Raw genomic sequence first — 19854 nt, 5'->3', positions numbered from 1 at the left:
AAAACAAGCCGAGGATTATACCTGAGCTATGACCTCACGCGCCAGTTGAGGTCGGGCTTGTTGCGGAAACATTGCGACTTAATAGGTCGCGCAGTTGATTTTTCTCTTCGGCACTCAGTTCACTTTGACGTGCTTTCCTGAGAAGTTGTTCCAGGTTTCGCTCGCGTTGACGAGCTGACAAGCTAGTAATGGTGTCGAAAAACTGTTGTTCAAGGTTATCTCCGTCAATCAGCCATTCCTTTTCCGCCAGCGCCTTGAGCAAACGTCCTTGCTCGGTGCCGTGCCAGCGTGCAATCAACTGAAATGAGTTTAGCTTGGGATTCTTCTGTACGGCTTCGAGAAGGGCCACCAGCAATTGTGTGTTGGTGTGATCCTCGGCAGCAAAGTGCCCGGCATCCTCGACTTTCTCGGCCAATTGCGGGTGATGCAATAGTGTGCGCAAGGCGGCCAGGGTCGGCGGCTCTACAGCGGCTGGCACCCGTGGCGCGCGGGGTTGATCGTGATCACCACCGCGTTTGCCGTTTTTGTCCCACGGTTTTTTGTCCCATTTCTTGCCGCCGGCGCCGGGTTTCTTCGGCGTCCATTCCTGCTGCGGCGCATACATCTCTTGTGCCTGCGGCTGATGGTAGTCGCTGTAATCCGGCATGGCGTCGTAATCGATGCCCGGGTCGTACGCCGGCGGCGCTTCCTGGGGGGCGCTTTGTACCAGTTGGCTCACGGCTTCACCGCTAAGTCCGGTGATTTCGGTCAGGCGCTGACGCATCAGGATGCGCAGGTTCGCCCCGGGGACCTTGTCGATCAGCGGTGCTGCGAGGGTGGCCATGTGGGCCTTGCCTTCGAGCGAGCGCGGGTCTGATTCTTCGGTCAGTTGCTGGAAAAAATAATCGGCCAGTGGCTGCGCATGCTGATTGATTCGTGCGCGGAACGCATCGGTTCCTTCAGAGCGAACCAGCGTGTCCGGGTCTTCGCCTTCGGGGAGGAACAGAAAGCGTGCACGCCGCCCGTCCTGCAGGCTCGGCAGCGCTGCCTCCAATGCCCGCCAAGCAGCATTTCGACCTGCCTGATCGCCGTCGAAACAGAACAGCACGTTGGGCACGACGCGAAACAGGCGCTTCAAGTGCTCTTCGCTGGTGGCGGTGCCCAGGGTCGCGACAGCATTGCGCAGGCCTTGCTGGGCGAGGGCGATAACATCCATGTAGCCTTCGACGACGATGATTTCGTCGAGGTTGCGGTTGTTCTTGCGTGCTTCATAAAGGCCATAGAGTTCCTGGCCCTTATGGAATACCGGGGTTTCCGGTGAGTTCAGGTATTTAGGCTTGTCGTCGCCCAATACCCGGCCGCCGAAGGCGATGATTCGCCCGCGGCTGTCGCGGATCGGGAACATCACGCGATCGCGGAAGCGGTCATAGCGTTTGCCGGTTTCGGCGTTCTCGATCAGCAGGCCGGCATCGATCATGGCTTTCTGTTGCAGGGTGTCGCTGCTCAAGTGCTTGAACAGATTGTCCCAGCCAGGCGGGGCAAAGCCGAGGCCGAAGTCTCGGGCGATTTCGCCGGTCAGTCCGCGACCTTTCAAGTAATCCACCGCTGCTTTTCGCGATGGATGACTTTTCAGTGCCTGGCGGTAAAAATCGGCGGCGGCGGTGAGTAGCGGGTAGAGCGGCGAATCGGTCGGCTGCCGCGGTTTGTGCGGCCGTCCGCTTTCTTCGCGGGGGATTTCCATGCCGGCGGCTTTGGCCAGTTCTTCGACAGCCTGGACGAAATCCAGGTTGTCGTGGTCCATCATGAAGCCGAGGGCGTTGCCGCCAGCGCCGCAGCCAAAGCAATAATAGAACTGCTTGTCGGGGCTGACGCTGAAGGAGGGGGTTTTCTCTTTGTGGAACGGGCAGCAGGCAGTGTAGTTCTTGCCGGCCTTTTTCATTTGCAGGCGCGAGCTGACCACATCGACGATGTCGGTGCGGTTCAGAAGGTCGTCAATGAAGCTCTGGGGAATTAGCCCGGCCATGGCGTTCTCGTCATCTGCGCTGCAATGAATCCGAAACGAAGAGCGGCTGAGCACGAGTCGTTGTTTGAGGCGCGCAAAATGTGCGGCTCGACCGATGTCGTCTGCATAATCGCTGTCGGGAAGTGTATCTGCCGAAAATCCACTGACGTTAGTACCAATCAGTATTCGACTATTTGAAAGTGTTGCGCTGAAATCCGCTGCGGCCAGTCGGTGGCCTCGGATCGCTCATAAGCGGGCACGCAAGAAGGTGCCTTGGGCTGATCGTCGTGAGAGGAATCAGTGGGTGTGCTCGTCAGTAGCCTTGGAAGGCTCGTCAGAAAAGACGTGCACCGCTGGCAAAAGAGCCAGGTCTGACGCTGTGAAGCAGATTTGTCTCGGTCGCGTGTGCGGCTTTGACGGTGAAGCATCAAGCGTTATCCGCAAATGCCATTAGCCCGGCTGAGGGCCGGGCTTGGCAGAAGCTTGCTACGAACGTCTGTGTATTAGTACAGACGAACGGCGCGGCGCTGTTCGCGCTGAACTTTCTTGGCGTGACGCTTAACAGCGGCTGCTGCTTTACGCTTACGCTCAGAAGTAGGCTTCTCGTAGAATTCGCGGCTACGAACTTCAGCCAGTACACCGGCTTTTTCGCAGGAGCGCTTGAAACGACGCAGAGCTACGTCGAAGGGTTCGTTCTCTTTTACTTTGACGGCTGGCATCCAGAGCTACCTTCATTCATTACCGGGGTCAACATCCTCGTGGCAAAAGAGCACTTGAAGACGTCGGTTTTTAAGGGTTGCGGATGTTAACCCCTCATCGCTCGGAATGCAAAGCCTCTGATCGAAAACCGCTAGTCGGGGCATCCCATGGCGACTATTATGCGCGCCTTCGAATTCAGCCTAAACAAGGCGCAAACCCATGCTAGTACTGGGATTAGAAACCTCCTGCGACGAAACCGGTGTCGCATTATATGACAGTGAACGCGGCCTGCTGGCCGACGCGCTGTTCAGTCAGATCGACCTGCACCGCGCCTATGGCGGGGTCGTGCCGGAGCTGGCCTCGCGTGACCACGTCAAACGCATGCTGCCCTTGATTCGTCAGGTGTTGGCCGAAGCTGACTGTGTGCCGACCGAGATCGACGCCATCGCTTATACCGCGGGTCCTGGCCTGGTCGGTGCCTTGCTGGTGGGCGCCTCTTGCGCTCAGGCGCTGGCCTTCGCCTGGGGTATTCCGGCGCTGGGCGTGCATCACATGGAAGGTCACCTGCTGGCGCCGATGCTGGAGACGCAGCCACCGGAATTCCCGTTCGTCGCTTTGTTGGTATCGGGCGGTCATACGCAGCTGGTTCAGGTCGACGGGATTGGTCAATACACGCTCTTGGGCGAGACCCTCGACGATGCCGCCGGTGAAGCTTTTGATAAGACCGCGAAGATGATGGGCCTCAATTATCCGGGTGGCCCGGAAATCGCTCGACTGGCGGAGCAAGGGGTTGCAGGACGTTTCACTTTCCCGCGCCCGATGTGCGACCGTCCAGGACTGGCTTTCAGTTTCAGTGGCTTGAAAACCTTCGCCCTGAACACCTGGCAGCAGAGCGTCAGCGCCGGGGACGACAGCGAGCAAGCCCGTTGCGACATCTCGCTGGCGTTCCAGCAGGCCGTGGTGGAGACTTTGACCATCAAGTGCAAGCGTGCCCTGAAACAGGCCGGTATGAAGCGTCTGGTGATCGCTGGCGGCGTCAGCGCCAACAAGGCACTGCGTACCTCCCTGGAGAAGATGCTCGGCGACATGAAGGGCGATGTTTTTTATGCTCGTCCGGAATTCTGCACCGACAACGGCGCGATGATTGCCTTTGCCGGCTGCCAGCGTTTGCAGGCCGGTCAGCATGAAAGCCTGGCGATCAGCGTGCAGGCGCGTTGGCCGATGGAGCAACTGTCGGCGCTGTGATGGTGTGCGGGATGAGCCGCGCTCATGTCCGGTATTTAAAAATGCCGTTCGCGCCCGGCAAACAGGTCGCGTAGATTGCCCCGATGGCGCCAGACGATCAGTCCCGTGAGTGCGCTCATGGGCAGCAATGCCGCCGGTTCTTGCCAGGCCAGCAGCGGCAGGGTCAGCGGTGTGGCGATCAAGGCCGCCAGTGAGCTGGTGCGAGTCAGGTAGAACGTCAGCAGCCAGGCGCAGACCGCCAGTAGTGCGGCGGGCGGGTAGAGCCCCAGCAGCATGCCGGCCGAGGTGGCGACACCCTTGCCGCCGCGGAAGCGAAAGTACAACGGGAACAGGTGGCCGATGACGGCACAGACGCCGATCCAGGCCTGTTCCTGAAGCGAAAGGCCCGCAACACCGGCGATCAATACGGGTAGCAGACCTTTGAAGAGGTCTCCGATCAAGGTCAGGACGGCGAGTTTTTTGCCGGCCAGGCGCAACATGTTGGTGGCGCCGGCATTGCCCGAGCCACTCATTCGCGGATCGGGGTTACCGGTCAGGCGGCTGAGCAAAATGGCGAAGGACAGAGAGCCGAGCAGGTAGGCGAGGGTCGCCAGTAACCAAAACATGCTAACTATTCCGGGCGAGGACGCCCTGATTCTAACGGCGCATTGCGCCCTTGTCGTGCAGCGGAGAAAAGTGCTTGGACAGAGTGTTTATCGAGGGCCTGGAAGTCGACACCGTGATTGGTGCCTACGACTGGGAGCGAGGCATCCGACAGTGCTTGCGTCTTGATCTGAGCTTCGCCTGGGATAATCGCCCGGCCGCCGCCGGTGATGACCTGACGCTGGCGCTCGATTACGCCAGTGTGTCGTCGCGGATCCAGGCCTTTGCCGAGCAGGCGCAGTTCCAGCTGGTCGAGACCTTCGCCGAGCGTCTGGCTGAAGTCCTGATGAGCGAATTCAACATCACCTGGATGCGCCTCAAGCTGACCAAGCCAGGTGCCATCCCGGCTGCCACGGGCGGTGTGGGCGTGGAGATCGAGCGCGGATGTCGCTGACTCAGGTGTATCTCGGGCTCGGTAGCAATATCGAGCGCGAATCCCATTTGCAGGCTGGCCTGGAAGCCTTGGCAGGTTTTCTGGTGGATATACGCTGCTCGGCGGTGTTCGAAAGCCAGCCGGTGGGGATCAAGAGCGGGCCATTCTTCAATTTTGTGGTGTCGGCTTATACCGATTTGCCGTTGATGGAGCTGGATCGCCGGCTGAAATTCATCGAGGCGGACAATGGCCGTTATGCACCGGATCGCAAGGGTTTGCCGCTGGATATCGACGTGCTGCTGTTCGGCGATCTGGTCGGCAACTTCGATGGCTTGATCCTGCCGCGGACAGAAATTCTGAAAAATGCCTTCGTGCTGTGGCCGTTGTCGCTGATTGCGCCGGATCGCGTGCATCCGGGTGTAGGCAAGAGCTTTGCGGCGTTGTGGCGTGAGGCGCAGATTGATCAGGTGTTGGCGCCGGTGGCGTTCGAGTGGCGCGGTGAGCAGTTGACGCCTTCAGAATTGTTGTGATGCGGATAACGCCATCGCGAGCAGGCTCGCTCCCACAGGTTTATCACTGATCCTGTGGGAGCGGGCTTGCTCGCGAAGCTTTTTTAGGCGGACGCCGCCTCTTTGTAAGCCTTCAGAGCTTTAAGCCGTTCTCGTTTTAGAGCCTCGCCCAGTTCCGGCCCCTTGAATCCCTTCTCCAGTAACGGCTGAACCGCAACGGTCCGCGCCGCATTCGCCGCCCCCCGCAAATAATCCGCCTGTGGATAACTTCGCTGCTCCAGCCCTTTGCGTCCACGTGCGTCCATTTCGCACGCCGCGATAAATTCCTCGAACCGCTGCGGCCGACGGTAAACGTCAAAACGCTGCAGCAACTCCAGCAACGTCGACGGCTTCAGCTCCAAGGCGCGATGGCCGTGGGTGTGATATTCGCCCACCAGCAAAGCCAGCTCCTGGCAGTCCTTCGGCGCCTTGAAGCGTTCGTTGACTGCTTTGATCAGCTTCAAGCCCTTGTGCTCATGGGCAATGTGTCGCGGCCATTCTTCCTCCGGCGTTAGTCCCTTGCCGAGGTCGTGCAGAAGGCAGGCCCAGCGTACGGTGAGTGGTTGTTTATGCTTCGCCGCTTGCTCCAGCACGCTCAGGGTGTGCACGCCCGTGTCGATTTCCGGGTGGTGGGCTTCCGGTTGCGGTACGCCGAACAGGGCATCGACTTCCGACATCAATACCTTGAGAGCGCCACACTCGCGCAGCACTTCGATGAACACCTGTGGCTGATCTTCCATCAGAGCGCGGGAGATTTCCTTCCAGCTGCGTTCGGCGGTCAAGGCTTCCAGTTCGCCTGATTCGCCAAGTTGGCGCATCAGTTCCAGTGTCTCTGGCGCGACGGTGAAACCAAGCCCCGCATAACGAGCAGCGAAGCGGGCAACGCGCAGAACCCTGAGCGGATCTTCGGCGAACGCGGGGGAAACGTGACGCAGCAGGCGCGCTTCGAGATCGCGCTGGCCGTGGTAAGGATCGGTCAGGTTCTGCTGATCGTCTTCGGCCATGGCATTGATGGTCAGGTCGCGACGGATCAGGTCTTCTTCGAGGGTGACTTCGGGGCTGGCGTGAAAGGTAAAACCGCCGTAACCGCGTCCGCTTTTGCGCTCGGTGCGGGCTAGGGCGTATTCCTCACCGCTTTTCGGGTGAAGAAATACCGGGAAATCCGCACCTACCGGCCGAAAACCCTTGGCGAGCATTTCTTCAGTGGTGGCGCCAACCACCACCCAATCGATGTCGGTGACAGGCTTGCCCAGCAGGCGATCGCGTACCGCGCCGCCGACTTTATAAATCTGCATAAAAAACCTCCGTTAGCCCGACAGAATAACCTTTGCGTCGAACCTCCGGAGGCAGAAACAGGATCAAAGATGGATGACAGCCAGGTCCAGCCGGCCGTAATCCCCCTCGCTGTGTTCACCTCTGGGCGGAACATGATGGACTTTCATCACCTGGTCCCCTTGCAGGGTTTCCAGGTGAATGTCGAAGCCCCAGAGCCGGTGCAGGTGTTTGAGCACTTCCTCAGTGGACTCGCCCAGCGGTTTACGGTCGTGTTGCTGGTGACGCAAGGTCAACGAGCGGTCACCACGCCGGTCGATGCTGTAAATCTGCACGTTGGGTTCACGATTGCCGAGGTTGTACTGCGCCGCCAGGGTTTCACGGATGATGCGGTAGCCACCTTCGTCATGAATGGCCGGGACCAGCAGATCGTCCTTCTGGTCATCATCAAGAATGCTGAACAACTTCAGGTCACGGATCACCTGGGGTGACAGGTACTGCAGGATAAAGCTTTCATCCTTGAAGCTGCTCATGGCGAATTTGATGCTCGACAGCCAGTCGGTACCGGCAATCTCAGGGAACCAGCGGTAGTCCTCTTCGGTAGGGTGTTCGCACATGCGGCGGATGTCCCGGTACATGGCAAAACCCAGGGTGTAGGGGTTGATGCCGTTGTAGTAGGGGCTGTCGAAGCCGGGTTGGTAGACCACGCTGGTGTGGGACGTCAAAAACTCCATCATGAAGCCGTCGGTCACCAGGCCTTCGTCATACAGGTCGTTCATCAGGGTGTAATGCCAGAACGTGGCCCAGCCTTCGTTCATCACCTGAGTCTGGCGTTGCGGGTAGAAATACTGAGCGATCTTGCGCACGATCCGCACGATTTCCCGCTGCCATGGCTCCAGCAGCGGTGCGTGTTTTTCGATGAAGTAGAGGATGTTTTCCTGAGGTTCGGCGGGGAAGCGCGCGTTGTCCTTGTCGCTGTACTTGTCTGCACCTTTTGGAATGGTCCTCCACAGATCGTTGATCTGCTTCTGCAGATGCTCTTCCCGATCCTTTTGCCGGCGACGTTCTTCTTCGGCGGAAATCGGATACGGACGTTTGTAGCGATCGACCCCGTAGTTCATCAGGGCGTGGCAGGAATCCAGCAGGTCCTCGACCGCGTCGATACCGTGGCGCTCTTCGCACTGCATGATGTATTGCTTGGCGAAAACCAGGTAATCAATGATTGAACTGGCGTCAGTCCAGGTGCGGAACAGGTAGTTGCCTTTGAAAAAGCTGTTATGCCCGTAGCAGGCATGGGCGACGACCAACGCCTGCATGCAGATGGTGTTTTCTTCCATCAAATAGGCGATGCACGGGTCCGAGTTGATCACGATTTCGTAGGCGAGCCCCATCTGGCCACGAGTGTAGGATTTCTCGGTGCTGAGGAAGTGTTTGCCGTAGGACCAATGGTGATAACCCAGCGGCATGCCGACGGAGGCGTAGGCGTCCATCATCTGCTCGGCGGTGATCACTTCGATCTGGTTGGGGTAAGTATCGAGTGCGTAACGAGCCGCCAGGCGGCTGATTTCCTTGTCGTAGGCCTGGATCAGCTCGAACGTCCATTCGGAGCCGGTGGAAATGGGTTGGCGCTTCTGCTCTTTGGCGGTCATGTCACTAACCTGCGCTGGAAGAGTTCACGGAAGACCGGATAGATATCCCCGGCCGAGACCAGTTGTTGCTGGGCAAAAGTGTCAGAGAAGGCTTCAGCGATGCGTTCGTACTCGAACCACAGGGCCTGATGTTCGCGGGGGGTGATCTCAACGTAAGTGTAGTACTGCACGAACGGCATGATCTGATTGATCAGAATGTCGCGGCAGATTGGCGAGTCGTCGTTCCAGTTATCGCCGTCGGAGGCCTGGGCGGCGTAGATGTTCCACTCATTGCTCGGATAGCGTTCGGCCATGATCTCCTGCATCAGTTTCAAGGCGCTGGAAACGATGGTGCCGCCGGTTTCGCGGGAGTAGAAAAACTCTTCCTCATCCACTTCCCGGGCACTGGTGTGGTGGCGGATGAACACGACGTCGATCTTGTCGTAGTTACGCTTGAGAAACAGGTACAGCAGGATAAAGAAGCGCTTGGCGATGTCCTTGGTCGCTTGGGTCATGGAGCCGGACACGTCCATCAGGCAGAACATCACCGCCTTGGAACTGGGGTTGGGTTGCTTGATGAGCAGGTTGTACTTGAGGTCGAAGGTATCGAGGAACGGTACGCGATGAATGCGCGCACTGAGTTTTTCGATTTCTGCTTCGACTTCTTGAATATCACCGAAGTTGTCTGGCTCATCACGTTTGAGTCGCAGCAGTTCTTCTTTGGCTTCGCGTAATTTTGCCCGGCTGCTCCCAGACAGGGCGATTCGCCGTGCATGGGCCGAGCGCAAGGTGCGGATGATGTTGATCCGCGACGGATTGCCCTCGTTACTGATCCCGGCACGAACGGTCTTGAAGGTGTCGGTGCCGGTCAGGTTGCGCTTGACCAGGTTCGGCAGCTCAAGGTCCTCGAACATGAATTCGAGGAATTCCTCCTGGGTGATCTGGAAGACGAATTCGTCCATCCCTTCGCCCGAGTTGCCGGCCTTGCCGGGGCCTCTGCCACCGCCACCTCCGGGCGGGCGGGCAATGTGCTCGCCGCTGGTGAATTCCTTGTTGCCCGGGTGCACGACGGTCTGCTTGCCACCGCGACCGTGGTGAAGCACCGGCTCGTCAATGTCGCGACCGGGGATGCTGATCTGTTCGCCGTGTTCCATATCGGTAATGGAGCGCCGGCTGACCGCCTCTTCGACAGCCTTTTTGATGTGATCACGGTAACGCCGCAGAAACCGCTGACGGTTCACCGTGCTCTTGTTCTTGCCATTGAGACGTCGGTCGATCACATAGCTCATGACTGCTCCTTAGAAGCTGTCCTGAAAGGGGCGAGCGGTTATGCAGCATCGACGGTGCCAAGGGATGTTCACGCTCCCCCAAGCGCTTTTGGACGCTGCCTGAACCTCGCTACCGACTTTCGAACACCTTCCAGAGGTCTGTGTAACAGAAAATGCGCACACAGGCCTCTGGCTGACGACAACCGGTCTGACCGGCAGCGGGTTATTGTGATTTTCTGACCCGCAGGTACCACTCGGACAGCAGTCGTACCTGTTTGTCGGTGTAGCCCCGCTCGACCATCCGTGTGACGAAGTCGTTGTGTTTCTGCTGGTCCTCTTTGCTGGCCTTGGCATTGAAGCTGATGACTGGCAGGAGGTCCTCGGTGTTGGAGAACATTTTTTTCTCGATGACCACCCGCAGTTTTTCGTAGCTGAGCCAGGTCGGGTTTTTGCCGTTGTTGTTGGCCCGGGCGCGCAGCACGAAGTTGACGATTTCGTTGCGGAAATCCTTCGGATTGCTGATGCCGGCCGGTTTTTCGATTTTCTCCAGTTCTTCGTTCAGCGCTACGCGGTTGAGGATCTCGCCGGTTTCCGGGTCGCGGTATTCCTGGTCCTGGATCCAGAAGTCGGCGTACAGCACATAACGATCGAAGATGTTCTGGCCGTACTCGCTGTAAGACTCGAGGTAGGCGGTCTGGATTTCCTTGCCGATGAACTCGATATAGCGCGGTGCCAGGTACTCCTTGAGGAAGCGCAGATAGCGTTCGCGGGTTTCCGCCTGGAATTGTTCCTGTTCGATCTGTTGTTCCAGCACGTAAAGCAAATGCACCGGGTTGGCGGCGATTTCGTGCGGATCAAAGTTGAACACTTTCGACAGGATCTTGAACGCGAACCGGGTCGACAGGCCGTTCATGCCTTCATCGACACCCGCGTTGTCACGGTATTCCTGGATCGACTTGGCCTTCGGATCGGTATCCTTGAGGTTTTCGCCGTCATACACGCGCATTTTGGAGTAGATGTTGGAGTTTTCCGGCTCTTTCAGGCGCGAGAGTACGGTGAACTGGGCAAGCATCTTCAGGGTGTCAGGCGCACAGTGAGCCTTGGCCAGGGAGCTGTTGAACAGAAGCTTGTCGTAGATCTTCACTTCGTCGCTGACCCGCAGGCAGTACGGCACTTTGACGATGTAGATCCGGTCGATGAAGGCTTCGTTGTTCTTGTTGTTACGGAAGGTGTGCCATTCCGATTCGTTGGAGTGGGCCAGCAGGATCCCGGTAAACGGAATCGCCCCCAGACCTTCGGTACTGTTGTAGTTGCCTTCCTGGGTGGCAGTCAGCAGTGGGTGCAGCACCTTGATCGGTGCCTTGAACATTTCGACGAATTCCATCAGGCCCTGGTTGGCCCGGCACAGTGCGCCCGAGTAGCTGTAGGCGTCGGCGTCGTTCTGCGGGAATTCTTCGAGTTTGCGGATATCGACCTTACCCACCAGCGCCGAGATGTCCTGGTTGTTTTCATCTCCCGGTTCGGTTTTGGCCACGGCGATCTGGTTGAGGATCGACGGATAGAGCTTCACCACGCGGAACTGGCTGATGTCGCCGCCGAATTCGGCCAGGCGTTTGGTAGCCCATGGCGACATGATGGTGTTGAGGTAGCGCCGTGGAATGCCGAAGTCTTCCTCGAGGATCGCGCCATCTTCGGTGGCGTTGAACAGACCCAGAGGCGATTCGAATACCGGCGAGCCCTTGATCGCGTAGAAGGGCACTTTTTCGATCAGCTGTTTCAGCTTCTCGGCCAGGGACGATTTACCGCCACCCACAGGGCCGAGCAAATAGAGAATCTGTTTCTTCTCTTCCAGGCCCTGAGCGGCATGGCGGAAATACGACACGATCTGGTCAATGCATTCTTCCATCCCATGGAAGTCTTCAAAGGCCGGATAGCGGCGGATCACCTTGTTGGAGAAGATCCGCGACAGCCTCGAGTTGGCCGAGGTGTCGAGAAGTTCCGGCTCGCCGATGGCCAGTAACAGACGCTCGGCGGCGGAGGCGTAGGCGCTGCGGTCGCTTTTGCACAGTTCAAGATACTCTTGCAGCGAGAGTTCTTCCTGGCGTGTGGACTCGAAGCGTTGTTGGAAGTGGCTAAAGATACTCATGACGTCACCTCGCTCGATACGTGGAGCCGACGCCGGATCATTCAGTCGATGCTGGCAGCGACCGAATATGCAGTCGCTGTTTACCCCCCAGAAATCTTTCGAAGCTGACTACCCCGAAAGCTACTCCCGATGACCCGCGCGCCGGTGTACCGGCTCTCCCCTGTTTTGGATGGCCTGCGCTTAAGGATAGTTGGGAATTCGGCAGGTAAAGGCGAGATACGTAATTAGTTGTGGCAGACCGTTCGTCTGCCACCGCGCGAGCCCGCGGGGGCCGGGGCTTGCGCGTTACAAAAAAATTATTCGGAAGTGCCTTGCGCCGTTTCCGAAGGATAAGTCGTACGCCACAGCTCAAAACCGCCATCCATGCTGTAGACGTCGGAGAAGCCCTGACTAATGAGGTACGCAGCGGCGCTCTGGCTGGAATTGCCGTGGTAGCAGACCGCCACTGTCGGTGCGTCGAGGTCGGCAGCGCGGATGAAATCCGAGATGGAGTGGTTATCCAGATGCTTCGAGCCGGCGATGTGCAGTGCTGCGAAGGTCGCTGGGTCGCGAACATCGACCACCACCGCGCCTTGTTCGCGCAGGGCTTGGGCCTGTTCCGGGGGGATACGTTTGAATTCGCTCATGGCGGGCTCCTGTGGCTCGGCTGAAAGCGCAGTCTAGCGCGGGGCGCTTGCTGACGATGGTTCGGGGATAAGTGCGGCGACTGGCGGCAGCGCAAGGCCATGCTCGTCGCATTTGCAAGACAGGCGTTCACCGCTGTCGACATTCATGAGGGTCAGGGCGCCACCCCAGACACAACCGGTGTCGAGGGCAGAGATGCCCGGCTCATTGCATTGGCCTTCCAGAGCGGCCCAGTGGCCGAAGATGATCTTCAGGCCCTTGGTCTTGCGCTCTTTGTGCTGAAACCAGGGTTTGTAGCCCGGTGGCGCATTGTCGAGGCCTTCCTTGCTTTTGAGGTCAAGCTTGCCCTCGGCGGTACAAAACCGCATGCGGGTGAAATAGTTGGTGATCACCCGCAGGCGTGTCACGCCTTTGAGGTCGCTGTCCCATTTCGCCGGATCGTTGCCGTACATGCCATCGAGGTAGGGCGGCAACAGGTTGTCATCGCGCAATGCCGTCTCGACTTCGGCGGCATGCTTCAAGGCCTTGCGCAGTGACCACTGGGGCGGAATGCCCGCATGTACCAGGGCGACATCGCGCTGTTCGTCGTAGTGCATGAGCTTTTGCTGACGCAGCCACTCCAGCAGTTCCGCGCAATCGGGTGCTGCGAGAATCTCGAGCAGGGTGTCGGACTTCTTCAGGCGTTCGATGTTTTTCCCGGCGGCCAGCAAGTGCAGGTCATGGTTACCGAGCACGCACACCAGCGATTCGCGGATGCTATAGAGGAAGCGCAAGGTGTCCAGCGACTGCGGGCCGCGGTTGACCAGATCGCCGACCAGCCACAGACGATCCCGTGCCGGGTCGAAGGCGACTTGCTTGAGCAGGCATTGCAATGCTTGAAGGCAGCCTTGCAGATCGCCGACGGCGTACGTTGCCATCAGTGCAGGGCTCCGGGCACCGCCAGACGGAATGGGGCGATGATGGCGTCGAAGTGTTTGCCGTCATCGGCAACCATTTCATAAGTGCCCTGCATCGTGCCGACCTTGGAGGTCATGACGGTGCCGCTGCTGTAGGTGTGGCTTTCGCCGACATCGATCAACGGTTGTTGGCCAACAACGCCTGCACCGCGAACCTCTTCGACATGCCCGTCACCGTCGGTGATCACCCAGTGCCGCGACAACAGTTTGGCCGGTAGCTCGCCATTGTTGTGCACGGTAATGGTGTAGGCGAAGGCAAAGCGGTTTTGCTCGGGTTGCGATTGTTCTGCCAGATAGCGGGTGACGACGCTGACGTCGACCTGGTAACGAGGATCGGACATGCAAGAGGCCTTAAACGAAGCGGAACGCGGGGCGTAGCTGATAGAACTCAGTCTAGGCCAAGTATCGGGTAGTAGACCAGACATGAAGGCTGGTGTCCTACCCGATAACGCTCATTGCCTGTCAGTCGGCGGCGGGCGCCTGTAAGACTTGTTCGCTGAGCTTGTCGGCCAGGCGCACGAAGGCGGCCAGATCGAGCTGTTCGGGGCGCAGGCTGCCATCAACGCCGGCGGCTTCGATTTCAGCGTTGCTCAGCAGCAGCTTGAGGGTGTTACGCAGGGTCTTGCGGCGCTGGTTAAAGGCTTCGCGCACGACTCGTTCCAACAGCTTGTGATCCTTGGCCGGGTGCGGCAGCACCGCGTGAGGCACCAGGCGCACGATGGCCGAATCGACTTTGGGCGGCGGATTGAACGCGCCCGGGCCAACGTTGAACAGGTGTTCAACCCGGCAGTGATACTGAACCATGATCGACAAGCGGCCCCAATCACCACCGCCAGGGCCTGCTGCCAGGCGCTCGACCACTTCTTTTTGCAGCATGAAATGCATGTCGCGAATCAGACTGGCGTTATGCAGCAGGTGAAAAATCAGCGGCGTAGAGATGTTGTACGGCAGGTTGCCGACCACCCGCAGGCTGTTCGGCGCAGCGTTCAGGCTGGTGAAGTCGAACTTCAGCGCGTCGCCCTGATGCAGGTTGAAATTGCTCTTGCTGGCAAATTGCTGGTTGAGGATCGGGATCAGATCCTTGTCCAGTTCCACCACGTCCAGCTGGGCGCCGCTGTTAAGCAGGCCTTGAGTCAGCGCACCCTGGCCAGGGCCGATTTCCAGCAGACGGTCTTCGGGCTTGGCGTGGATGGCGCGCAGGATGCGGTCGATAACGCCGGCATCGTGCAGGAAGTTCTGGCCGAAGCGCTTGCGCGCCCGGTGTTGGTAATGCTCGGTCATAAACGGGTCTCGGCCATCTGGTAGGCGGTTTCCAGGGCGACTTGCAGGCTGCCGGTATCGATTTTGCCGCTACCGGCCAGGTCCAGGGCAGTGCCGTGGTCGACCGATGTGCGGATGATCGGCAAGCCGAGGGTCACGTTGACTGCCGCACCGAAGCCTTTGTACTTCAGCACAGGCAGGCCCTGGTCGTGGTACATCGCCAGCACTGCATCGCAGTGCTCCAGATACTTGGGGGTAAACAGAGTGTCGGCGGGCAGGGGGCCACGAAGGTCCATTCCTTCGCCGCGCAGGCGCTCTAATGTAGGTTCGATGATGTCGATTTCTTCATGGCCCAGGTGTCCGCCTTCGCCGGCATGGGGGTTGAGCCCACACACCAGGATGCGTGGCCGGGCAATGCCGAATTTTTCTTGTAGATCGGCGTGCAGAATTCGCGTGACCCGTTCCAGACGCTCCGGCGTGATCGCATCGGCAATCTCGCGAAGAGGCAGGTGAGTGGTGACCAGTGCCACGCGCAATCCGCGAGTGGCGAGCATCATCACCACTTGGGCGGTATGGGTCAGGTCGGCGAGAAATTCTGTGTGCCCGGAAAAGGCGATCCCGGATTCATTGATCACGCCCTTGTGTACAGGGGCTGTGATCATGCCGGCAAAATGCCCGTCCAGGCAGCCTTGGCCAGCGCGGGTCAGGGTTTCCAGAACGAAAGCCGCGTTGGCCTTGTCCAGTTGCCCGGCGGTGACCTTGGCGTTGAGCGGTGTATCCCAGACATACAGGCTGTTGGCTGGCGCGGGTACATCCGGCCAGCTGTCCGGGGTGACCGGCAGCAAATCGACAACCACACCCAGCTGCACGGCCCGCTCAAGGAGCAGGTCGTGGCTGGTAATGGCAATCAGGGGATGTGGCTGGGCTTGCGAGGCGAGCAGCAGGCACAGGTCAGGACCTATGCCGGCCGGTTCACCGGGTGTCAGCGCGAAACGTTTGGGTTTCACTGCGCTGCCTGGTCTGCACCAGGGAGTTTGATCTCTACGTACGCTTCGTCACGGATCTGACGCAGCCAGGTTTGCAGCTCTTCATCATATTTGCGGTTACGCAATACGGTCATTGCTTGCTGCTCGCGCGCCTGGGTGGTGCTGTCCGTGGCACGACGGCCAAGGACTTCCAGCACGTGCCAGCCATATTGGGTCTGGAACGGCTTGGACAGCTGACCTTGCGGGGTCTTGGCCATCACTTCACGGAATTCAGGCACCAATGCATTTGGGTCGACCCAGTTCAGGTCGCCACCGTTGAGGGCGGAACCCGGATCTTCCGAGAAGCTTTTCGCCAGCTCGCCGAAATCTTCGCCCGCTTCGATACGGGTGTAGAGCGACTCAGCCAGCGCCTTGGTTTTTGCTTCGTCGCGGATCGGGCTCGGCTTGACCAGGATATGACGCACGTGCACTTCATCGCGTGTCTGGGTTTCGCCGCCACGCTTGTCGAGGATCTTCAGGATGATGAAGCCACCGGGTGTGCGCATTGGCTGGGTAATGTCGCCGACAGCCATGGTGCTCAGCATGCGATCGAACGGAGGTGGCAGTTGACCGGCTTTACGCCAGCCCATGTCGCCACCTTCCAGTGCGGTTTCGCTGGCGGATTTGGCGATTGCCAACTGACCGAAGTCAGCGCCTTGCTTGAGCTGCTGGTAGACCGCGTCCGCTTGTTTGGCCGCACTCTGAATCGCGTCGGAGTTGGCGCTTTCCGGCGTAGGAATCAGGATGTTGGCCAGACGGAATTCTTCGGACAGCTGCATTTTGCCAAGGTCGGAAGCGAGGAAGTTCTTCACTTCCTGTTCGGAAACCTGGATACGCTCGGCCACGCGACGCTGACGCACACGGCTGATGACCATCTCGCGGCGAATCTGGTCGCGGGCGTCTTCATAAGACAGACCGTCGCGAGTCAGGGCTGTGCGAAATTGCTCGATCGACATGTTATTGCGCTGGGCAATGGTGCCGACAGCCTGGTTCAACTCTTCATCGGTAATGCGGATGCCGGAACGCTCGCCGATCTGCAGTTGCAGGTTTTCGACGATCAGACGTTCAAGTACCTGCTGATTCAGCACGTTGGCCGGCGGTACGGCGGAACCACGCTTGGCGATGGTTTGCTGAACCTCATGAACGCGTTGGTCCAGTTGGCTCTGCATGACCACGTCGTTGTCGACAATGGCCACCACTTTATCGATGGACTGCACCGCGGCGTTCGCCGCGGTACCCAGGAACAGCGCGCCCAGCATCAGCGGGCGCAGACAATCAGAAAGCTTGGTCTTCACGTTCACGATAACCTTGGATGCCTTTGTCGAGGAAGCTCTCTACTTTGGCGCCGGTGAGGCCGCCGAGTCCCTTCAGAACAATTTGGAGGAAGACGCCATGGTCGCCTTTTTCGTTTTGCGGAGCGTCCTGGCTAAATTCGTCGTAGTCGACGAAGTAGCGGTTGATCAAGCGCAGTTTCCAGCAGCAGTTGTCGTACTCGAAACCACCAAAGGCGTCCAGGGTGCGGTTACGGTTGTAGTCATACTGCCAGCGGCTGATGACGTTCCATTGCGGCACGATCGGCCAGATCACCGAGAAATCGTGCTGCTTGATCTTGTAGTAGTCCTTCACGTAGCCAGGCTGCCCCGGGGTGCCATAGTCACCACCGCCCACCGACCATTTACCGGTATTCTGGTCGTAACGGACCTGGTCATTGCGATAGCGATAGCCAGCGTTGATGACCTTGTTCGGGTTGTCTTCAGGCTGGTAGTGGAACATCGCGCTGCCCGAGCGAGGGCTGCGGCTGTCCGGGTCCCAGTTGTAATCGGCCGTGGTGCGCCAATCGCGGTTCCAGCGGTATTCGTATTCCAGTGCATAAGGCGAAACGTTGGCATGCGCATCGTCGCGGGTTCTGGCATCGATCCCCGGCAGCTGGACTTCGCGGTCCTTGAAGTACAAGGCTTGGCCGACGCTGATGCGTTGACGTTCGAAGCCATTGTCTTCGATCCAGCGGTTGGTTATGCCCAGAGACAGTTTGTTCTCGTCGCCGACGCGGTCGGAGCCGGAGAAGCGGTTGTCACGGAACAGCGACGCGTAGTTGAAGGTGTATTCACCGGTGTCGAAAACAGGAATGTCTTCCTGATCCTTCTCGGGGACATAGAGGTAGTACAGGCGCGGCTCAAGGGTCTGGCGATAGTTTTTACCGAACCATTGGGTGTTGCGATCGAAGTACAGGCCGCTGTCGATGCTGGCGATCGGAACGCCGCGGCTCTGGTTGCTGCCAAAATGACCATTGATATTTTCAGTCCCGGCTGCAGCTGCGGCTTGATCTTGAGCCACGATCTGGTTTTTGCCGATACTGTCCAGGTCCAGTTGGTACTGCGTGTACTGGTACTTGAGCGATGGCTTCAGGAAACCATAGCTGGCATTCATCGGATAGCTGACAACCGGGGCGACGTTCAGACGATCACCGGTAGCGCGCGCCAGGCCTTGAACGTTGGTGTCCAGACGTGGACTGACATTGCCGTTTTCATCAGTGAAGGTGCCATTTTCCAGGTCACGATCAAACCGCACGATTTCAGTGTTGTAAGCGAAATCCAGTCCGCCCGGATGCTCCGGCAGTGCACCGTCGAAGGTGATCTGCGGCAAACGATTATACGGCGTGATGTTGGAAACGGTCGCCAGCTGGTAAGCCTGGGCGTTGAGACGGGCAGTGTAGCTGTCGCCACGATAGGTGACCGAGCCCTGCTGGTTTACGTAGTCAGAGCTTTTCACACCAATCTGGTCGGTTTGCAGATCCTGGAAGTAATACGGATCGCTGATCTTGGTGTAATCGACTTGTGTCAGAACGCGTGAGTCGAGACCACCCTTGTGCTGCCAGTTGTACATGTACCGGGTTTTTTCGTAGTCGGTCTGCAGCTTGCGATCAGTGTCTTCGTCGTTGAGGTACGCAGCACCGAACTGACCTTCGCTGGACGGGGTCAGGTAACGGAATTCGCCTTCCATCAACAGCCCGTGCTTGCCCATGTAGCGCGGGTACAACGTGGCATCGTAGTTCGGTGCCAGGTTGAAGTAATACGGTGTGACCAGCATGAAGCCGGTATCGCTGCCGGTGCCGATGGTCGGCGGCAGGAAGCCGGACTGGCGACGGTCGTCGATCGGGAAATAGATGTATGGCGTGTACAGAACCGGAATGTCCTTGACCCGCAGCGTCACGTTGGTCGCGGTACCGAAGCCGGTGGCCGGGTTCAAGGTGATGTTGTTGCCCTTGAGCTGCCAGGCGTTGCTGTTCGGTTCGCACGTGGTGTACGTACCATCCTTGAGGCGGATGATCGCGTTCTCGGCACGTTTGGCGTACAGCGCATTACCGCGGATACGGGATTTGTGCATCACGTATTCAGCGTTGTCGACCTTGGCTTCGCCGGTGTCGAGCTGCACGTCGGCGTGGTCGCCCACGATCAGCGCGCCGTTGTCGCGAACACGGACGTTGCCGCTCAGTTCGCCACGGCTCTCGGCCTGGTAAAGATTCGCTTCGTCGGCTTCGACCTGCATGCTGCCCTGACGCATGACCACGTCACCGGCCAGGGTCGCGACCTGCTCATCCTGCTTATAGCGAGAGGCTTTGGCGCCGAGAAAGGTCGGAGCGTCACTTTTATTCGTCTTGTCATTCATGCCAGGACGAATCGGTTCGATATAGGAACCAGAGCAGTAAGGACCGGTTTCGGCCAATTGCGCTGCAGTGAGCTTCTCGCGTGGAACCCAATCGAGGTGACTGTAGTCTTCGCTACGCGACTTCAGGCCACGGCCCTTGGATTCGGTCACCAGCACAGGCTTGGCGCCGGTGTCTTGACTTGAACCGCTGTCAGCCGGAGTCTCGCCGCTCGTGCTGACCGCCGCGCTGCCGTCATGGACGGGGCGAGGTGGCAGCGCAGCTGCTGGAGATTTTGGCGCACAGTTCCAGGCCCCCGAAGCAGAGACTGAGCAGTCATACTGTTCCGCGGCGACCACGAACGAAGTGGCTAGAGGTTGCAGGGCCAGCAGACTGCCGGTAACCAACAACGGAAATTTTTTACGAAACGCGGGGGATTTCAATGCCATCTTATTAGTCCGGGCTTCCTGCGTGCCATCTGCCCGCGGTGTGGGCCGCACGCCTCTCGATGGTCTGAAAAAGATGCTGGATAATAAAGCATGAC

General features: G+C 58.6%; 17 protein-coding genes. 3 read left to right on the top strand and 14 right to left on the bottom strand.

Annotated elements, in window-relative coordinates; translation table 11 throughout:
• Nucleotides 1-34 precede the first annotated feature (34 nt).
• Nucleotides 35-2002 (bottom strand): DNA primase, encoded by a 1968-nt coding sequence (gene dnaG, locus QF010_RS10630; RefSeq protein WP_033056223.1) that lies wholly within the window; start codon nt 2000-2002, stop codon nt 35-37.
• Between the two features lie 482 nt (nt 2003-2484).
• A complete protein-coding gene (rpsU, locus tag QF010_RS10625) occupies nt 2485-2700 on the bottom strand; it encodes a 30S ribosomal protein S21 (protein WP_002551877.1) in 216 nt (71 codons plus the stop codon).
• Between the two features lie 199 nt (nt 2701-2899).
• Between rpsU and tsaD the strand changes: the two genes are divergently transcribed.
• Complete coding sequence (gene tsaD / locus QF010_RS10620) at nt 2900-3925, top strand: tRNA (adenosine(37)-N6)-threonylcarbamoyltransferase complex transferase subunit TsaD (RefSeq protein WP_027926719.1); 1026 nt, start codon at nt 2900-2902, stop codon at nt 3923-3925.
• A 35-nt stretch (nt 3926-3960) separates the two neighbouring features.
• On the opposite strand, the gene plsY is transcribed toward tsaD, so the two are convergent.
• Nucleotides 3961-4530 carry a glycerol-3-phosphate 1-O-acyltransferase PlsY gene (plsY, locus tag QF010_RS10615; protein ID WP_008147193.1) on the bottom strand — a complete coding sequence of 190 codons (570 nt, stop codon included), beginning with the start codon at nt 4528-4530 and terminating at the stop codon, nt 3961-3963.
• A 74-nt stretch (nt 4531-4604) separates the two neighbouring features.
• Between plsY and folB the strand changes: the two genes are divergently transcribed.
• The gene (gene folB / locus QF010_RS10610) at nt 4605-4961 is read left to right on the top strand and encodes a dihydroneopterin aldolase (protein WP_008008297.1); all 357 of its coding nucleotides are present in this window, start codon (nt 4605-4607) and stop codon (nt 4959-4961) included.
• Nucleotides 4952-5470 (top strand): 2-amino-4-hydroxy-6-hydroxymethyldihydropteridine diphosphokinase, encoded by a 519-nt coding sequence (gene folK, locus QF010_RS10605; protein ID WP_033056222.1) that lies wholly within the window; start codon nt 4952-4954, stop codon nt 5468-5470. The genes folB and folK overlap by 10 nt, the downstream gene beginning before the upstream one ends.
• Before the next feature lie 83 nt (nt 5471-5553).
• Here the strand turns inward: folK and QF010_RS10600 are convergent, their stop codons facing one another.
• The 11 genes from QF010_RS10600 to QF010_RS10550 all read right to left on the bottom strand — a co-directional run bounded on the left by QF010_RS10600 (nt 5554) and on the right by QF010_RS10550 (nt 19759).
• Complete coding sequence (locus QF010_RS10600) at nt 5554-6783, bottom strand: multifunctional CCA addition/repair protein (protein ID WP_033056221.1); 1230 nt, start codon at nt 6781-6783, stop codon at nt 5554-5556.
• 63 nt (nt 6784-6846) lie between these two features.
• Complete coding sequence (locus QF010_RS10595; RefSeq protein ID WP_033056220.1) at nt 6847-8409, bottom strand: SpoVR family protein; 1563 nt, start codon at nt 8407-8409, stop codon at nt 6847-6849.
• A complete protein-coding gene (locus QF010_RS10590) occupies nt 8406-9677 on the bottom strand; it encodes a YeaH/YhbH family protein (protein WP_033056219.1) in 1272 nt (423 codons plus the stop codon). The genes QF010_RS10595 and QF010_RS10590 overlap by 4 nt, the downstream gene beginning before the upstream one ends.
• A gap of 202 nt (nt 9678-9879) precedes the next feature.
• Entirely contained in the window at nt 9880-11802 is a 1923-nt protein-coding gene (locus tag QF010_RS10585) for a PrkA family serine protein kinase (RefSeq protein ID WP_033056218.1), read from the bottom strand.
• Nucleotides 11803-12098: 296 nt separating this feature from the next.
• The gene (glpE, locus tag QF010_RS10580; RefSeq protein ID WP_429533089.1) at nt 12099-12428 is read right to left on the bottom strand and encodes a thiosulfate sulfurtransferase GlpE; all 330 of its coding nucleotides are present in this window, start codon (nt 12426-12428) and stop codon (nt 12099-12101) included.
• Between the two features lie 33 nt (nt 12429-12461).
• Nucleotides 12462-13343 carry a symmetrical bis(5'-nucleosyl)-tetraphosphatase gene (locus tag QF010_RS10575; protein WP_429533088.1) on the bottom strand — a complete coding sequence of 294 codons (882 nt, stop codon included), beginning with the start codon at nt 13341-13343 and terminating at the stop codon, nt 12462-12464.
• Entirely contained in the window at nt 13343-13723 is a 381-nt protein-coding gene (gene apaG, locus QF010_RS10570) for a Co2+/Mg2+ efflux protein ApaG (RefSeq protein WP_046052365.1), read from the bottom strand. The genes QF010_RS10575 and apaG overlap by 1 nt, the downstream gene beginning before the upstream one ends.
• A gap of 121 nt (nt 13724-13844) precedes the next feature.
• Nucleotides 13845-14663 carry a 16S rRNA (adenine(1518)-N(6)/adenine(1519)-N(6))-dimethyltransferase RsmA gene (gene rsmA, locus QF010_RS10565; RefSeq protein ID WP_046052364.1) on the bottom strand — a complete coding sequence of 273 codons (819 nt, stop codon included), beginning with the start codon at nt 14661-14663 and terminating at the stop codon, nt 13845-13847.
• The gene (gene pdxA, locus QF010_RS10560) at nt 14660-15649 is read right to left on the bottom strand and encodes a 4-hydroxythreonine-4-phosphate dehydrogenase PdxA (protein WP_429511765.1); all 990 of its coding nucleotides are present in this window, start codon (nt 15647-15649) and stop codon (nt 14660-14662) included. Before pdxA ends, rsmA begins: the two co-directional genes overlap by 4 nt.
• Nucleotides 15646-16962, bottom strand: a complete 1317-nt coding sequence (gene surA, locus QF010_RS10555) for a peptidylprolyl isomerase SurA (protein WP_033056213.1) — start codon at nt 16960-16962, stop codon at nt 15646-15648. Before surA ends, pdxA begins: the two co-directional genes overlap by 4 nt.
• On the bottom strand, nt 16943-19759 hold the full coding sequence (locus QF010_RS10550) for an LPS-assembly protein LptD (protein ID WP_429533087.1): 2817 nt from the start codon (nt 19757-19759) through the stop codon (nt 16943-16945). The genes surA and QF010_RS10550 overlap by 20 nt, the downstream gene beginning before the upstream one ends.
• Between the last annotated feature and the right edge of the window lie 95 nt (nt 19760-19854).

Origin of the sequence: Pseudomonas silensiensis (assembly GCF_050434865.1) — a bacterium.
Lineage (GTDB): Bacteria > Pseudomonadota > Gammaproteobacteria > Pseudomonadales > Pseudomonadaceae > Aquipseudomonas > Aquipseudomonas fluorescens_W.
This window is presented reverse-complemented; position numbering and strand designations above follow the sequence as displayed.

Excerpts from the sequence above, each read along its gene's own strand:
- dnaG (WP_033056223.1), bottom strand. The coding sequence starts at position 2,002 with ATGGCCGGGCTAATTCCCCAGAGCTTCATTGACGACCTTCTGAACCGC.
- rpsU (WP_002551877.1), bottom strand. The coding sequence starts at position 2,700 with ATGCCAGCCGTCAAAGTAAAAGAGAACGAACCCTTCGACGTAGCTCTG.
- tsaD (WP_027926719.1), top strand. The coding sequence starts at position 2,900 with ATGCTAGTACTGGGATTAGAAACCTCCTGCGACGAAACCGGTGTCGCA.
- plsY (WP_008147193.1), bottom strand. The coding sequence starts at position 4,530 with ATGTTTTGGTTACTGGCGACCCTCGCCTACCTGCTCGGCTCTCTGTCC.
- folK (WP_033056222.1), top strand. The coding sequence starts at position 4,952 with ATGTCGCTGACTCAGGTGTATCTCGGGCTCGGTAGCAATATCGAGCGC.
- QF010_RS10600 (WP_033056221.1), bottom strand. The coding sequence starts at position 6,783 with ATGCAGATTTATAAAGTCGGCGGCGCGGTACGCGATCGCCTGCTGGGC.
- QF010_RS10595 (WP_033056220.1), bottom strand. The coding sequence starts at position 8,409 with ATGACCGCCAAAGAGCAGAAGCGCCAACCCATTTCCACCGGCTCCGAA.
- QF010_RS10590 (WP_033056219.1), bottom strand. The coding sequence starts at position 9,677 with ATGAGCTATGTGATCGACCGACGTCTCAATGGCAAGAACAAGAGCACG.
- QF010_RS10585 (WP_033056218.1), bottom strand. The coding sequence starts at position 11,802 with ATGAGTATCTTTAGCCACTTCCAACAACGCTTCGAGTCCACACGCCAG.
- glpE (WP_429533089.1), bottom strand. The coding sequence starts at position 12,428 with ATGAGCGAATTCAAACGTATCCCCCCGGAACAGGCCCAAGCCCTGCGC.
- QF010_RS10575 (WP_429533088.1), bottom strand. The coding sequence starts at position 13,343 with ATGGCAACGTACGCCGTCGGCGATCTGCAAGGCTGCCTTCAAGCATTG.
- apaG (WP_046052365.1), bottom strand. The coding sequence starts at position 13,723 with ATGTCCGATCCTCGTTACCAGGTCGACGTCAGCGTCGTCACCCGCTAT.
- rsmA (WP_046052364.1), bottom strand. The coding sequence starts at position 14,663 with ATGACCGAGCATTACCAACACCGGGCGCGCAAGCGCTTCGGCCAGAAC.
- QF010_RS10550 (WP_429533087.1), bottom strand. The coding sequence starts at position 19,759 with ATGGCATTGAAATCCCCCGCGTTTCGTAAAAAATTTCCGTTGTTGGTT.